This is a genomic window from Pseudomonas putida (assembly GCF_028682475.1).
Taxonomy (GTDB): domain Bacteria; phylum Pseudomonadota; class Gammaproteobacteria; order Pseudomonadales; family Pseudomonadaceae; genus Aquipseudomonas; species Aquipseudomonas putida_AG.
The window spans coordinates 33,773-48,877 of sequence record NZ_JANHLE010000019.1 but is presented as its reverse complement, the minus strand read 5'-3'; the positions used below and the strand labels follow the sequence as shown (position 1 = coordinate 48,877).

Sequence of the window (15,105 nt, the reverse complement as noted above, 5' to 3'; positions counted from 1 at the left end):
GGTGCACCGGTGGCAGTGGTATGGCTCTCATTGTTCACCCTTTTTCTTCAACAGGCCGACCACGCCTTTGGGCAGGTACAAGGTCACCAGAATGAACAGCGCCCCCAGACAGAACAGCCAGTACTCGGGGAATGCCACGGTGAACCAGCTCTTCATGCCATTGACCAGACCGGCGCCGAGCAACGGGCCGATCAGCGTGCCGCGTCCACCTAAGGCCACCCACACGGCGGCTTCGATGGAGTTGGTCGGCGACATTTCACTGGGGTTGATAATGCCTACCTGCGGCACATACAGCGCGCCAGCCAGGCCGCAGAGAACGGCGCTGAGGACCCAGACGAACAGCTTGAAGCCACGTGGGTCGTAGCCGCAGAACATCAGCCGGTTCTCGGCATCGCGCAGCGCGGTCAGCACCCGGCCGAACTTGCTCCGCGCCAGGCGCCAGCCCAGGTACAGGCTGGCTACCAGCAGCGCGACAGTCATTAGGAACAACACCGCACGAGTGCTTGGCGCGGTAATCGGAAAACCGAGGATGCTGCGAAAGTTGGTGAAGCCGTTGTTGCCGCCAAAACCGGTCTCGTTGCGAAAGAACAACAGCATGCCGGCGAAGGTCAGGGCCTGGGTCATGATCGAGAAATACACGCCCTTGATCCGCGAGCGAAAGGCGAAGAAGCCGAACACCAGGGCCAGCAATCCGGGCGCCAGCACCACCAGGCACAGGGCCCAGGCGAAATGCTGGGTGCCGGCCCAGTACCAGGGCAGCTCGGTCCACGACAGGAAGGTCATGAACGCTGGCAGACCGTCGCCCGCCGCTTCGCGCATCAGGTACATGCCCATGGCATAGCCGCCGAGGGCGAAGAACAGTCCATGGCCCAGCGACAGCAACCCGGCATAGCCCCAGACCAGATCCAGCGCCAGAGCGACAATGGCGTAGCAGAGGATCTTGCCGACCAGGGTCAGGGTGTAGGCCGAGACCTGCAGGCCGTGGCCATCGGGCAGCAACGACAACAACGGCAGGGCCAGCAGCACCAGCAGGACAACAGCGCCAATGGCCACTGTCCAGCGCGGGCCGGCCTTCTGGCTGGCGGTAACAAGCAGAGGCTGGTTCATCAGTCGATTACCCGTCCCTTGAGGGCGAAGAGGCCTTGCGGGCGTTTCTGGATGAACAGAATGATCAGCGCAAGGATGAGGATCTTGCCGAGCACCGCACCGATCTGCGGCTCCAGCAGCTTGTTGGCTATCCCTAAGCCGAAGGCGGCCCAGAGGCTGCCGGCCAGTTGACCGACACCGCCGAGCACCACCACCAGGAAGGAATCGATGATGTAGCTCTGGCCCAGGTCCGGGCCGACGTTGCCGATCTGGCTCAGGGCCACGCCACCGAGCCCGGCGATGCCCGAGCCGAGGCCAAAGGCGAGCATGTCCACGCGCCCGGTGGGCACGCCGCAGCAGGCGGCCATGTTGCGGTTCTGGGTGACGGCGCGCACGTTCAGGCCCAGGCGTGTGCGGTTGAGCAGCAACCAGGTCAGCAACACCACGAACAGGGCGAAGCCGATGATGACGATACGGCTGTAGGGCAGGACCAGGTTCGGCAGCACCTGAATACCGCCGGAGAGCCAGCCCGGGTTGGCCACTTCGACGTTCTGCGCGCCAAACAGCAGGCGGATGGCCTGGATCAGGATCAGGCTGATGCCCCAGGTCGCCAGCAGGGTTTCCAGCGGACGGCCGTAGAGGTGACGGATTACCGTGCGTTCCAGCAGCATGCCGACCCCGGCGCTGACGGCGAAGGCCACCGGCAGTGCAATCAGCGGATAGAACTCGATGGCGCTTGGTGCGTAGCGCTGGATCAGCACCTGCACCACATAGGTGGCGTAAGCGCCGAGCATCAGCATCTCGCCGTGGGCCATGTTGATCACCCCGAGCAGGCCGAAGGTGATTGCCAGGCCCAGGGCGGCCAACAGCAGGATCGAGCCCAGCGACAAACCACTGAAGGCCTGGCCGAGCAGTTCACCGAACAGCAGCTTGCGCTTGACCTGGGCCAGGCTGGTTTCGGCGGCGGTGCGCACGTTGCTGTCGGTTTCCACACCCGGCTCAAGCAGGGCTTCCAGGCGCGTGCGGGCCATGGGGTCGCCGGTTTCGCCGAGCAGGCGTACGGCGGCCAGGCGCACTGCCGGGTCGCTGGCGGCTAACTGCAGATTGGCCAAGGCCAGGCCGAGGGCCGCATGCACGGCGGCATCGGTTTCACTGGCGAAGCGCCGGTCGAGGAAGGCGACTTGTGGCGGCTGGGCGCTTTTTTGCAGTTGCTGGGCGGCGGCCAGACGCAGCCTGGCGTCGGTGCTGAGCAGTTGATGACTGGCCAGAGCGTTATCGACAAGGCCACGCAGGCGATTGTTCAGGCGCAGTTTGCGGGTGTCGGTGGGGCTGAGGCGGCCTTGCTGCAGGGAGGTCAGCAGTTCGAGGCGAGCCGGGTCCGGTTGCGCGGCCCAGTCCTGCAGCAGGCGCGCCTGCTCGTTGGCCTTGGCGGCGATGAAGTAGTCGGCGTCGCTGGCCTGGGCGGCCAGGGGCAGCAGCACGAGGCTGAGGAAAAGGCACAGGAGAGCCTTGGGCATGACGGATTCCTTGTGGTGTTCTTGTTGGCCTCATCGCCGGCAAGGCCGGCTCCCACAGGTACTGTGTGCACCGAACATTGTGGGAGCTGGCCTTGCCAGCGATGGGCCGCACAGCGGCCCCGGGGCTATCAGTTACCCTTCACCGCATAATCCGGACGCTTGTCATTGCCCGGAATGAACGGACTCCAAGGCTGTGCCCGCAGTGGCTGCCCGGTTTCCCAGACCACATTGAACTGACCGTCGTCCTGAATCTCGCCGATCATCACCGGCTTGTGCAGGTGGTGATTGCTCTTGTCCATGGTCAGGGTGTAGCCCGACGGCGCCTTGAAGGTCTGTCCGGCCAGCGCTTCGCGAACCTTGTTCACATCGGTGCTGCCCGCCTTCTCGACCGCCTGGGCCCACATGTGGATACCGACGTAGGTGGCTTCCATCGGATCGTTGGTCACCGCCTTGTCGGCGCCCGGCAGGTTTTTGGCTTTGGCGTAGGCTTTCCAGTCGGCAACGAACTGGCTGTTGACCGGGTTATCCACCGACTCGAAGTAGTTCCACGCCGCCAGGTGCCCCACCAACGGCTTGGTGTCGATCCCGCGCAGTTCTTCTTCACCCACCGAGAAGGCCACCACCGGTACGTCGGTGGCTTTCAGGCCCTGGTTGGCCAGTTCCTTGTAGAACGGCACGTTGGAGTCACCGTTGACCGTGGAAATCACCGCCGTCTTGCCGCCTGCGGAGAACTTCTTGATGTTGGCGACGATGGTCTGGTAATCGCTGTGGCCGAACGGGGTGTAGACCTCTTCGATGTCCTTGTCGGCTACACCCTTGCTGTGCAGGAAGGCGCGCAGGATCTTGTTGGTGGTGCGCGGGTAGACATAGTCGGTGCCGAGCAGGAAGTAGCGCTTGGCCGCGCCGCCGTCTTCGCTCATCAGGTATTCCACCGCCGGGATCGCCTGCTGGTTCGGCGCGGCGCCGGTGTAGAAGACGTTTGGCGACATTTCTTCACCTTCGTACTGCACCGGGTAGAACAGCAGGCCGTTGAGTTCCTCGAACACCGGCAGCACCGATTTGCGCGAGACCGAGGTCCAGCAACCGAACACCACCGCGACCTTATCCTGGGTCAGCAGCTGGCGGCCCTTCTCGGCGAACAGCGGCCAGTTCGACGCCGGGTCGACCACCACCGGCTCCAGCAGCTTGCCGTTGACGCCGCCCTTGGCGTTGATCTGCTCGATGGTCATCAAGGCCATGTCCTTGAGCGAGGTCTCGGAAATCGCCATGGTCCCGGACAGCGAATGCAGGATGCCGACCTTGATGGTCTCGGCGGCCTGGATGCTCCAGCTCAGGCCCATCGCCGCGATGGACGCGCTGAGGGTGAAGGCCTTGATCAGACTGCGACGCTTCATAGTGCTCTCTCCGTTGAGTTCGAATGTGCGGGTAAGGCAGATGGCGACTTCGGGAGAGAGCTTTAGCAAAGGCTGTGCCGGAACCGTTGAAGGCTCTGGCACGGGCGTTGTGGGGAGAAAATGGAAATGCTTGCACCGGCCTGGGGCTGAACGGGGGAGGCGGTGCAGCCGGTTGCGCCGCGCTGGTGCGCAACCGGCTGGGCTCAGTTCTGCTGGGTCGCCAACGCTTGGCGATTGCGCCGCACGAACTGATAGGTCACGGCCAGCAGCAGGAACCACAGCGGCGTGACGATCAGCGCCTGACGGGTATCGTTCTCAAGGCTCAGCAGCACCAGGATGAAGGCGAAGAAGGTCAGGCACACGTAGCACATCAAACGTCCGCCCGGCATTTTGTACTTCGACGCCTGATGCAGGGCGGAGCGGTTTTTGCGGAAGCTCAGGTACGACAGCAGGATCAGGGTCCAGACGAACATGAACAGGATCGCCGACACCGTGGTCACCAGGGTGAAGGCTTCGATCAGGTCTGGAATCACATACATCAGCGCCGCACCAAGCAACAGGCAGGTGCAGGAGAAGTACAGACCGTTGGCCGGCACCTTGCGGCTCGACAGGTGTTCGAAACTGCGCGGGGCGTCGCCTTGCTGGGCCAGGCCGAACAGCATGCGGCTGGTGGAGAACACACCGCTGTTGGCCGAAGAAGCGGCCGAGGTCAGGACCACGAAGTTGATGATGCTCGCCGCCGCAGGCAGCCCCGCCAGCACGAACAGTTCAACGAACGGGCTCTTGCCCGGCACCACGTCGCGCCATGGCGTCACCACCATGATGGTGATCAGCGCCAGCACGTAGAAGATGATGATCCGTACCGGAATCGAGTTGATCGCGCGCGGCAGGGTGCGCTCGGGGTTCTTCGCCTCGGCGGCAGTGGTGCCCACCAGCTCGATACCGACGAAGGCAAACACGGCAATCTGGAAACCGGCGAAGAAGCCCATCAGGCCATGGGGGAACATGCCCTCATCGTTCCACAGGTTGGCCAGGTTGGCGGTGCGTCCGGCGGGCGATTCGAAACCGACCAGGACCATGTACAGGCCGGTGCCGACCAGGGCGAGGATGGCGACGATCTTGATCATGGCGAACCAGAACTCGATTTCGCCGAACATCTTCACCGTGATCAGGTTCAGCGACAGCAGCAGGCCGACACAGGCCAGCGCCGGCGCCCACTGGGGCAGGTCGGGGAACCAGAACTGGGAGTAGGCGGAGATCGCGATGACATCGGCGATACCGGTGATGATCCAGCAGAACCAGTAGGTCCAGCCGGTGAAGTAGCCCGCCCAGGGACCGAGCAGGTCGGCGGAGAAATCGATGAACGACTTGTATTGCAGGTTCGACAGCAGCAGTTCGCCCATGGCGCGCATGACGAAGAACAGCATGAAGCCGATGATCATGTAGACGAAGATGATCGACGGACCGGCGAGGCTGATGGTCTTGCCCGAGCCCATGAACAGGCCGGTGCCGATGGCGCCACCGATGGCGATCAACTGGATATGGCGGTTGGACAGGCTGCGTTCGAGGTGTTCGTGTTCGTCAGGCGTGGGGTGTTGCGTGGACAGGTTCGCGGTCATAGGCTAGGCATTCCGTTCAATACAGTTCTCTTGTGCGCGTTAGGCTAACACGCGCCTTCCTGGCGCAACCGCGACAATACGTCTCAAGACCAAAGCGTGGTTGACGATGATCAACGCTTGCGCATCAGGCCAATAAAGAACAGACCGCCGATGGCGGCAGTGGCGATGCCGATGGGCAAGTCTTCCGGCGAGATCAGCGTGCGCGCGGCAACATCGACCCAGATCAGGAACAGGCTGCCGAGCAGTAGGCACACCGGGAGCAGGCGGGTGTGTTCGGCACCGACCAGGCGTCGGGCAATGTGCGGGACCATCAGGCCGACAAAACCGATCGAGCCACTGATCGCCACCAGCACGCCGGTCAGCAACGAGCAGATCAGGAAGGCCAGCAGACGCACCGAGCGGGCATTCAAACCGAGGGTCACCGCCGTCTGTTCGCCAGCCATCAGCGCATTCAGGGCGCGGGCCATGCCCAGCAGCAGAGTCAGGCCCAGCAACACGCTGATGGCCGGGATCGGCAGCAGCTCCCAGCGCGCCAGGCCCAGGCCACCGAGCATCCAGAACATCACCGCGGAACTGGCGCGGTGATCGCCAAGAAACAGCAGCAGGTTGGCGATGGCCATCATCACAAAGGCCACCGCCACCCCGCACAGCAGCAGGCGGTCGCTGTCCAGGCGGCCATGGCGGCTGGCAATCGCCAGCACCAGCAGCATGCTGCACAGCGCGCCGATAAAGGCCGCCAACGGCAAGGTCAGCAGGCCGAGTACTTCACCGATGTGCAGTACTACCAGCACCGCGCCAAGCGTGGCACCGGAGGTCACGCCGAGCAGGTGCGGGTCGGCCAGGGGGTTGCGTGTCACTGCCTGCAACACCGCACCGATCATCGCCAGGCCGCCGCCAACCAAGGCCGCCAGCAACATGCGCGGCACACGGATCAGCCAGACGATATGTTCCTGGCCGGTGCTCCAGGCCGGCGTTTCCGGGGCGACGCCGAAGACCTTGAACAATAGCACCCGCCATACCACCTCAACCGGAACCGGTGCCGCGCCAAAGCCCAGCGACACGACGCAGGACACCAATAGCAGGCCGATCAGGCCGAGCAGCAGCAGACGATAGCGACTCATGTGTCGTGCAGGCCTGCAGCGATGGCTTCGATGGCCTCGACGTTTTCCAGGCTCGGCGTCGCGCCCACGTAAGGAATCACCACGAAGCGCTTGTTGCGGATCGCCGATACCGACTGCAAGGCCGGGTGCTGTTCGAGGAATGCCTGTTTTTGCGCGGCGCTGATCTCGCCATAGTCGACGATGACAATTACCTCGGGGTTGCGCTCGACCACGCTTTCCCAGTTCACCCGGGTCCAGCTGGCCTCGATATCGTCCAGGACGTTACGGCCACCGGCGGCATCGATCAGTGCCTGTGGCATGCCCAGGCGCCCGGAGGTCATGGCGCGGTCTTCACCGCTGTCGTACAGGAACACTCGTGGGCGCTGTGCAGGCAGTTGCTGCTGGACGACGGCGATGCGCTGTTGCATCTGGCCGATCAGCTGCTCGGCGCGCTCCTGTACATCGAAGATCCGCCCCAGGTTGCGCAGGTCGTTGTAGGTATCGTCGAGGCTGGCCGCCGGGCGTTTCATGACAAAGGCGCAGGACTCGGTCAGCTCGTACACCGGGATGTCCAGCGGCGCCAGGGTCTGTGGCGTGAGGTCGCCACCGACGCGCATGCCGTAATCCCAGCCGGCGAAGAAGAAGTCGACATTGGCGTTGAGCAGGGTTTCCACCGACGGGTACTTGCTGGCCAGTTCCGGCAGCCCGTCGAGTTCCTTGCGCAGTTCAGGGGTGACCGCCTTCCAGCCGCTGACCCCGCTGTAGCCGACCATGCGCTGGCGCAGGCCGAGGGCGAGCATCATCTGGGTCATGTTGATGTCATGGCTCAGGGCATGCTCGGGGGCCTTGTTGAAGGTCACCTGACGGTTGCAGCTCTGGATGGTCAACGGGTATTGGCTCGCCTCGGCGAAGACGCTGGTACTGGCAAGCAGGCCCAGCAGCAGAAGCAGGGTAGTACGAATCATCGCTGGGTTATCCAGGTAAGGCGTGGGTGGTCGGCGAGTGGGTGACGGTCGATCAGTGCCTGCACACCAAAAACATCGTGCAGCAGCTCGGTGGTGAGCACTTCGCTTGGCGTGCCGTTGGCGACAATGCGCCCATGGTCGAGAACGTACAGGCGATCGCAGAAGGCGGCCGCCAGGTTCAGGTCATGAATGCTCGCCAGCGTGCCGATGCCCAGGCGGCGCACCTGTTGCAATAGTTCCAGCTGATAGCGCGGGTCGAGGTGGTTGGTCGGCTCGTCGAGGATCAACAGCTGCGGTTGCTGAACCAGCGCCCGGGCGAGGATCACCCGCTGTTTTTCACCGCCCGACAGGCTGGCAAAGGCGTGGTCGTCGAAGCCCTGCAGGCCGACCGCGAGCAGCGCCGCTTTGACCAACTGGCGGTCCTCGTCATTGTCGCCGTCGAACAGGCCCTTGTGCGGGGTACGGCCCATGGCGACCACTTCTTCGACGTTGAGGCCGAAGGCATCGGGAAACTCCTGGAGGACCACGGCGATACGCTGGGCGCACCAGCGCGGCGATTGCCGCCACAGGTCATGTTCATCCAGACGCACCTGGCCACGCTCGGGCTTGTTGAAGCGATAAGCACAGCGCAGCAGGCTGGTCTTACCACTGCCGTTGGGGCCGATCAGGCCGACGAATTCCCCCGCCCTGACCTGCAGATCGACCGCGCGCAGCTGGAACTGGTGATGACAATGGCCGTGGCCCAGGGGCGACCAGTGCAGGTCGCTGATGCTCAGGGTACTCATGACAGTCCTGTCGGAAGCGGGCGCGTATGTTAGCAGCGGGTGGGCAATCGGTGGGAGCGGGCTTGCCCCGCGATTGCGGTTTGTCAGCCGCATCGCATCGCGGGGCAAGCCCGCTCCCACCGGAGACTGCCATCCCAGAAATCAGGCGCTCTGCAGTCTTCGCGACAACACTCCCCAGTCCAGCACCCAAACGGCCAGCAGCGAAACGCCCACCAGCGGAAACGCCACGCCCAGGGCAACCATGATCACAATCGCGGTTTTCCATTTCGGCAGGTCGTGCCGCAACGGCGGCACACCCAGTCCGCCTTCAGGGCGGCGCTTCCACCACATCACCAGACCGCTGACCGAACCGAGCAGAATCATCAGGCACACCACCAGGATGATGATCTGATTGAGCGGGCCGAACATCTTGCCTTCATGCAGCATCACCCCAAGCTCGGTGGCGCGGGCGACGTTGTTGTAATCCTGCCAGCGCACATCCACCAGGACCTTGCCGGTGTACTGGTCGACATGCAGGGTGGCGTCATTGCGCGGATCGTCGGCGAACACGGCAATGGTGTACACGCCGCCGGCGCTGGTCGGCAGGGTGATGCTGTAACCCGGTTCGACCGCGCGGGTGCTGGCCAGCTCCTGGATTTGTTGCAGGCTGACCTGCGGGGCGGCGGGTGCACTTGCACCCATGCTGTGCCCGGCATGTTCGGCATGGGCGCCGGACTGCGGCATCGGCGTGTTTTCCATCGCCCAGGGCACGGTCTGGCGAGTAGCACTGTTGAGTTCGCGGGCCTGTTGATCGGACTTCGGCACATCGTTCCACATCGTTGCCGGGAAGGTGTTCCACACATCGGCGTACTTGGCGCCCCAGAAGCCGGTCCAGGTCATGCCGCTGAGCAACATCAACAGCAGCAGGGCCGAACCCCAGAATCCGGTGACGGCATGCAGGTCACGCCAGAGCAGGCGTCCGCGGGCATTCAGGCGTGGCCAGAGCACGCCGGCCGAACGCTTGCCGCGCGGCCACCAGAGGTACAGGCCGGAGACCACCAGGACGATGCCCCAGCCAGCGGCCAGTTCCACCAGACGGTCGCCGACGGTGCCGATCATCAACTCGCCATGCAGGGCGCGGGCGACCGCTTGCAGGTTGTTTTTCGCGTCCTGCTCGCCCAGCAGGGCGCCGTCATAGGGGTTGATGAACACATTCAGTTCACGGCCTGCATCCTTGACCACGAACTGCGCGCTGCGGTCAGCGGCCACGGCTGGCAGGTACTGGCTGACCTGGCCTTTGGGGTAGGCCTCATGCACCTGCTTGAGCAAGCTGTCAGCGCTTTGCGTGTGGTGCCCGGCCTCGACCACCATCAGGTCGCGGTAGAGCAAGGGATCGAGCTGCGGCTTGAACAGGTAGATGATCCCGGTGATCGCCAGGAGGATCATGAACGGGGCGACGAACAGCCCCGCATAAAAGTGCCAACGCCAGGCCAGGTTGTAGAAACTAATCGGCGGTTTGCTCATGGTGTGCTCCCATGTTGTGCAGAAAAGGCGCGATCGATGATCGCGCCCCGGTAATGGATCAGAAACTCAGGTCGACCTTGGTCCAGAGCGTGCGCCCCGGCTCATTGATGGCCTGTGGATCGCTCGCGGGATAGCCAAAGCCGGCATTGCCCGCCAGGTTCAGGTGCTCGGCGTAGGCCTTGTCGAACAGGTTGTCGACTCCGGCACTGAGCTTCAGGTGCTGGCTGACCTTGTAGCTGCCATTGAGTGAGAACACCCCGAAGCCCGCGCTCTTCTCATAGTCCTTGCCGACCACGTTGCCGTAGTTTTCGGCCACGCGGTTCTGCTCCGCGACGACCCGCCACAAAGCCCCGGCACTCCAGTTGTCACGGCTGTAGGTCAGTCCCAGGCGACTCTCCAGAGGCGGCATTTGTGGCAGCGCCGTGCCATCACTGCTGTTCTTGCCCCAAGCGTAGGCCAGGGTGGCGTCGGCTTTCCAGTTGGAGGTCAACATATAGGCTGCGCCCAGTTCACCACCCATGATGCGCGCGTCGATGTTCTGCGCCTGGGAGCTGGATTTGCCCATGCTGTTGGTGGGGTAGTAGAACAGGATGTAATCGCGCACCTGTCCGACATAGCCCGAGGCCCAGGCCTGCAGGTCTTCGGTCTGGTACTGGATACCGAAGTCCAGCTGGGTGGTTTTCTCCGGCTTGATGCTGTCGAAAGCATTGACCGAACCGGCTGGCCCCGATTTGGGCGAAAACAGCTCCCAGTAATCCGGGAAGCGTTCGGCGTGGCCGAGGCCGACGTAGGTGGTGGCGGGGATCTCGACGAGGTCATGCTCGTAGCGGACAAAACCGCTGGGCAGGGTGTCGGCGCGGGTATCGCCGTTGGTGGCGCTGGTTTCCCGATAGTCTTTGGCCGAGGCGCGATCCAGGCGTGCACCGCTGATCAGGCGATCCTGCTCGGCGGCGTACCAGGTCAGTTCACCGAACATGCCGTAGTTGTGGAAGTCGGCGTCTTTGGTCCAGGGCATCTCCTTGTGCACATCGATGCCCATGCCGCCGCGCTGGCGGTGCTCGTTGGTCTGTGCATCGACGCCGGCGATCAGCTGCAGCTCGCTCCAGCGCCAGGTGCCCTTGACCCGGCCACCGAGGGTGCGGCGGTCGACGTTGCTGACCATCGGCATGCCCATCATCCCCGTGCCCGAGGGTGTGCGCAGGCTGTAGTTGTCCATCACATGGTCGGCGTAGTTGTAGTAGACCTGGGCTTCGAGCTTGTCCCAGACCTCGCCGATATTGGACTTCTCAAAGCGCAGGCCGAGGCTTTCGCGCTTGAACTGCGAGCCGTCCATGCCACGCCCGGCGTAGCGGGCTTCACCGTCACCCTTGCCGGCTGTGAGCTCCACCAGCGTGTCGGCATCGGGGGTCCAGCCCAGGGCGACATCGCCGTTCCATTTGTCCCAGCGCGACGGCACGGTGTCGCCATTGCCGTCTTCGTAATCATCCGAGTGCGACTGGTTGCCGACAAAGCGCACATAACCCAGCTGGTTGCCCGCAGCCGTGTCGACGACCTTGTCGAAGCGCCCGTTGGAACCGGCCAGCAGGCTGGCGTTGACCCGGCTGCCCAGCTCGCCGAATTTCTCCGGGTCGCGGTCAAAGAGGATGGTCCCGGCCGATGCGCCCGGGCCCCAGATCACGCTTTGCGGGCCTTTGATCACCGTCAGGCGGTCATAGGTTTCCGGCGAGATGTAGGAGGTGGGGGCGTCCATCCGGTTGGGGCAGGCACCGAGCATCACGCCGCCGTTGGTGAGGATGTTCAGGCGTGAGCCGAACATGCCACGCAGTACCGGGTCGCCATTGGTGCCGCCAGCGCGGATCGCGGAAAAGCCGGGGATGGTTTTCAGGTAGTCGGCGCCATCGCTGGCTGGCACCGGTTGGCGCGGGTCCTTGGGGTTGGTGACGATGGTCAGTGGTGAGCTGGGGGCGACGGCGGTGATTACCGTCGGGCTCAGTTCGGCGTTGTCGTGAGCGTGTTCGTCAACCGCCTGGCCGGCGGCCAGGGCGAAGGGGCTGAGCAGGGTGCCGCAGATCACGGCGAGGGTCCCACGCTGGGACAAACGAAAGACAGCAGTACAGCTGGACATAGTGATTCCAACATCGATCAGTCATGAGGGCACACAAAGTCAGCGGCGCAGGGCCGAGCCTTGAGTGCGAAGTGTGTGTTCAGACGACGATGAAGGGCGGTGGCGCGCGGGTCCGGGCCCCGGGGAAAACGGGCTGCCGGGCATGGCCCTGGCGAGTGTGGACGATCAGGGTGCTGGTGGCGGGGGCTGCCTCGGTATTGAGCAGGCTCAGGGCCTGAGGCAGTGCCGGGCAGTGGAAGAACAGGCTGCAGTAGCCACATTTCTCCCAGATCACATGCAGCGAGGGATTGCTGTTGTGAGGGCTGTCGCCATGGCAATCAGCGCTGCTGTCCATGGACATTGCCATGCTCATGCCCATGCCCATGTCTTTCGACAGGGCACGGTGATCCATCGGCATCGACTGGGAAACCAGTGGGCCGATAAAGATCATCAACATGGCGAACAGGCTCAACCAGCTGCCGCGAACCCTTCTTGAATCAGGGCGCGCGGGGCGGCTGAGGCTGCTGCGGGCGATGCTCATGGTGAGCAGCGTTCAGCGGTCAGTGGCTGTGTGCAGCGTCCTCGGGCGCTTGCTTCTGCACGGCGACGTCGACGGTGATATCGCCGGCGTTCTTGAAATGCAGGGTCAACGGGAAATGTTTGCCGTCGGTGAGCAGGCTGCGGTCCTTGGGTTGCATCAGCATCACGTGGTAGGCACCGGGGGCGAACACCAGGTCTTTGCCAGGGGCCACTTCGACGCTCTGCACCTGCTGCATTTTCATCAAGCCGTCTTTGTGCACATGCTCATGCAGCTGGGCATCGTCACTGATCGGGCTGTCGACACTGAGCAACGTATCGGCGCTCGTGCCGTTGTTGTGGACGACGAAGTAGGCGGCAACGTTAGGCGCGTTGGGCGGCAGTTCCTGCGACCACGGATGGGCGATATGCAGGTCACCCTTGGTGTATTCGTGGGCAGTGGCAAAGGTTGCCGGCAGCAACAGGGCAGCCAGCAGCAGGGCGTTCTTGAACATGGTGATTCTCCAGTCGATTCAGGTTCGCAACGGTGAGCGTAGTGAAATCAGACCAGAGGGGAGGCGCGAGGATTGAGCTCCGGCCACAGTTGACGCGGGGTCGGCTGGTTGGCGCTGAGCAGCACCTGAGGGCGGGCAAAGTCCTGGGCCGGCAGCAGCAAGCGTGGAGCGTGCCCAGGCAGCGCCAGCAGCGGCGCAGCGCCGGAACAGCACCAGCAATGCTGCATGGTCGAGTGATCATCGTTCTGTTGGCTGCCGTCCGGCGAGCCTAGAGAAATGGCGATCAGCTTGGTGCCGCCAGTGGAGCAGAACGCGCCCCAGAGCAATTGTTCGCTCTGGCTTTTTGGCGCGGCAGCGGACAACGGCATGGCCAGCAGATTGAACAGCACTGCAAAGCAGGCGATCCAGGCATGGGCAAGCCGATGTGATGGCATGGAGAGATCCGGTCAGGAATCGAATGATGGCTATTTAGCCAGAGTTGCAAGTATATGTAAAAAAGCCGGGCATGCGATGAAGTGTCGCATGGGCCCGGCTTTTACACTGTAGCTGAGGGTCAAACAGCCTTGTTGCGGCCCATCAAACCACGCACGGTTTCCTGCAGGTCAGCCGGGAGCACCACGACTTTGGCGTTGTCGCTGCCGGCCAGGTTTTCCATCGCACCGATGTAGCGTTCGCCCAGCAAGTACATCGCCGGGGTGATCTCGCTGCCAACTGCGTCCCTGACCAGGGTGATCGAGCGGGCCGAGGCTTCGGCCAGGTTGATCTGCGCTTCGGCATCCAGCTTGGCCGATTGCAGGCGGGCTTCGGCTTCGAGAATGGCGGCCTGCTTGGCACCTTCGGCACGGGTGACGTCGGCTTTACGTTCACGCTCGGCAGCGGCCTGGCGTTCCATGGCCGACTGCATGTTTTCCGACGGTTTGATGTCCTGGATCTCCACCGAGCGTACGGTCACGCCCCAGTCTTCAGTCTGCTCCGACATCGCTTCGCGCAGCCGCGCCTTGATCTGTTCGCGGCTGGAGAGTGCTTCGTCCAGGTCCATGGCACCGACAATGGCGCGCAGCGAGGTCATGGTCAGGCTGGTGACCGCGTAAGTGAAATCCTGCACGCCGTAGGCAGCTTTCTGCGGGTCGACGACCTTGGCGAAGCACAGCGCATTGGCGACGATGACCGCGTTGTCGCGGGTGATGATTTCCTGTTGCTGCACGTCGAGGATGATGTCCTTGGTCGGCAGGCGGTAGGCGACCACGTCCATGTAGGGAATGACGATGTTCAGGCCGGGCTTGAGGGTGGCGTGGTAGCGACCCAGGCGCTCGACGATCCACTCCTCGCCCTGAGGCACGATGCGCACCCCTTTGAACAAGGTGATGATGACAAACGCGGCGAGGGTAGCGGCGACGATGAGGCTGGTCATGAATCAAGCTTTCCTTTTGCTGATCAGGCCCGGGTAACCCGGGCAGTATTGCCTTCGATGGCAGTGATGCGTACGCGCTCGCCCGAGGGGATCTCGGCATCGGCGACGCAGACCCATTCCTCGTTGCCGAGGATGGGCTTCTGGAAGCGCACGCGGCCTTTGTTGAATTCCGAAACCGTAGCGGTGAGCAGGCCGACTTCGCCGATTACTTCGTCGGCGGTCCAGCGGGTGTCGGGCTTCTTCTTGCGCAACACCTTGAACCACAGCAGCGTGGTGATGGACGAGAGCGCCACCCACAGCAGCACCTGCATGTCGAGCTGCAGGCTCGGGGCCAGGTAGGCGATGAACGACACCAGTACGGCACCGATGCCGAACCAGAGAATGAAGAAGGTCGGTAGAACGAGTTCGAGCACAATCAGGCCGAAACCGAACACCAGCCAGATCCACCATTGCATTTCCATATGGGCGAATTCTTCCAGGGGGAGAGGGCGTAGTGTAAGGCAGCGGGTGACGATTGAACCATTCAGAAAATTCTGAAACAGCTGTGGGGCGGCTCTGAAGCTTCAGATTTCGTGTCTTTAGGAACTTCC

The 15,105-nt window shown here is 63.1% G+C and carries 14 protein-coding genes; all 14 read right to left on the bottom strand.

Features of this window, described 5'->3' with window-relative positions:
• Positions 1-27 precede the first annotated feature (27 nt).
• A complete protein-coding gene (gene urtC / locus NPS47_RS16720; protein ID WP_274295943.1) occupies positions 28-1,107 on the bottom strand; it encodes an urea ABC transporter permease subunit UrtC in 1,080 nt (359 codons plus the stop codon).
• A complete protein-coding gene (gene urtB / locus NPS47_RS16715) occupies positions 1,107-2,603 on the bottom strand; it encodes an urea ABC transporter permease subunit UrtB (protein WP_274295942.1) in 1,497 nt (498 codons plus the stop codon). Before urtB ends, urtC begins: the two co-directional genes overlap by 1 nt.
• 128 nt (positions 2,604-2,731) lie before the next feature.
• The gene (gene urtA, locus NPS47_RS16710) at positions 2,732-3,997 is read right to left on the bottom strand and encodes an urea ABC transporter substrate-binding protein (RefSeq protein WP_274295941.1); all 1,266 of its coding nucleotides are present in this window, start codon (positions 3,995-3,997) and stop codon (positions 2,732-2,734) included.
• 203 nt (positions 3,998-4,200) lie between these two features.
• Positions 4,201-5,616 carry a D-serine/D-alanine/glycine transporter gene (gene cycA / locus NPS47_RS16705; protein ID WP_274295940.1) on the bottom strand — a complete coding sequence of 472 codons (1,416 nt, stop codon included), beginning with the start codon at positions 5,614-5,616 and terminating at the stop codon, positions 4,201-4,203.
• Between the two features lie 110 nt (positions 5,617-5,726).
• The gene (locus NPS47_RS16700) at positions 5,727-6,737 is read right to left on the bottom strand and encodes a FecCD family ABC transporter permease (RefSeq protein ID WP_274295939.1); all 1,011 of its coding nucleotides are present in this window, start codon (positions 6,735-6,737) and stop codon (positions 5,727-5,729) included.
• A complete protein-coding gene (locus NPS47_RS16695; RefSeq protein ID WP_274295938.1) occupies positions 6,734-7,681 on the bottom strand; it encodes an ABC transporter substrate-binding protein in 948 nt (315 codons plus the stop codon). The genes NPS47_RS16700 and NPS47_RS16695 overlap by 4 nt, the downstream gene beginning before the upstream one ends.
• A complete protein-coding gene (locus tag NPS47_RS16690; RefSeq protein ID WP_274295937.1) occupies positions 7,678-8,466 on the bottom strand; it encodes an ABC transporter ATP-binding protein in 789 nt (262 codons plus the stop codon). Before NPS47_RS16690 ends, NPS47_RS16695 begins: the two co-directional genes overlap by 4 nt.
• Before the next feature lie 141 nt (positions 8,467-8,607).
• Positions 8,608-9,969 (bottom strand): PepSY-associated TM helix domain-containing protein, encoded by a 1,362-nt coding sequence (locus NPS47_RS16685; protein WP_274295936.1) that lies wholly within the window; start codon positions 9,967-9,969, stop codon positions 8,608-8,610.
• A gap of 58 nt (positions 9,970-10,027) precedes the next feature.
• Complete coding sequence (locus NPS47_RS16680) at positions 10,028-12,094, bottom strand: TonB-dependent copper receptor (protein WP_274295935.1); 2,067 nt, start codon at positions 12,092-12,094, stop codon at positions 10,028-10,030.
• 79 nt (positions 12,095-12,173) lie between these two features.
• Positions 12,174-12,614, bottom strand: coding sequence for a DUF2946 domain-containing protein (locus NPS47_RS16675; protein ID WP_274295934.1), 441 nt, complete (start codon positions 12,612-12,614; stop codon positions 12,174-12,176).
• Positions 12,615-12,633: 19 nt separating this feature from the next.
• Complete coding sequence (locus NPS47_RS16670) at positions 12,634-13,104, bottom strand: copper chaperone PCu(A)C (protein ID WP_274295933.1); 471 nt, start codon at positions 13,102-13,104, stop codon at positions 12,634-12,636.
• 47 nt (positions 13,105-13,151) lie between these two features.
• Positions 13,152-13,538 carry a DUF2946 domain-containing protein gene (locus tag NPS47_RS16665; protein WP_274295932.1) on the bottom strand — a complete coding sequence of 129 codons (387 nt, stop codon included), beginning with the start codon at positions 13,536-13,538 and terminating at the stop codon, positions 13,152-13,154.
• 119 nt (positions 13,539-13,657) lie between these two features.
• Complete coding sequence (locus NPS47_RS16660) at positions 13,658-14,515, bottom strand: SPFH domain-containing protein (protein ID WP_274295931.1); 858 nt, start codon at positions 14,513-14,515, stop codon at positions 13,658-13,660.
• Positions 14,516-14,538: 23 nt separating this feature from the next.
• Positions 14,539-14,976, bottom strand: coding sequence for an NfeD family protein (locus NPS47_RS16655; RefSeq protein WP_274295930.1), 438 nt, complete (start codon positions 14,974-14,976; stop codon positions 14,539-14,541).
• Positions 14,977-15,105 lie beyond the last annotated feature (129 nt).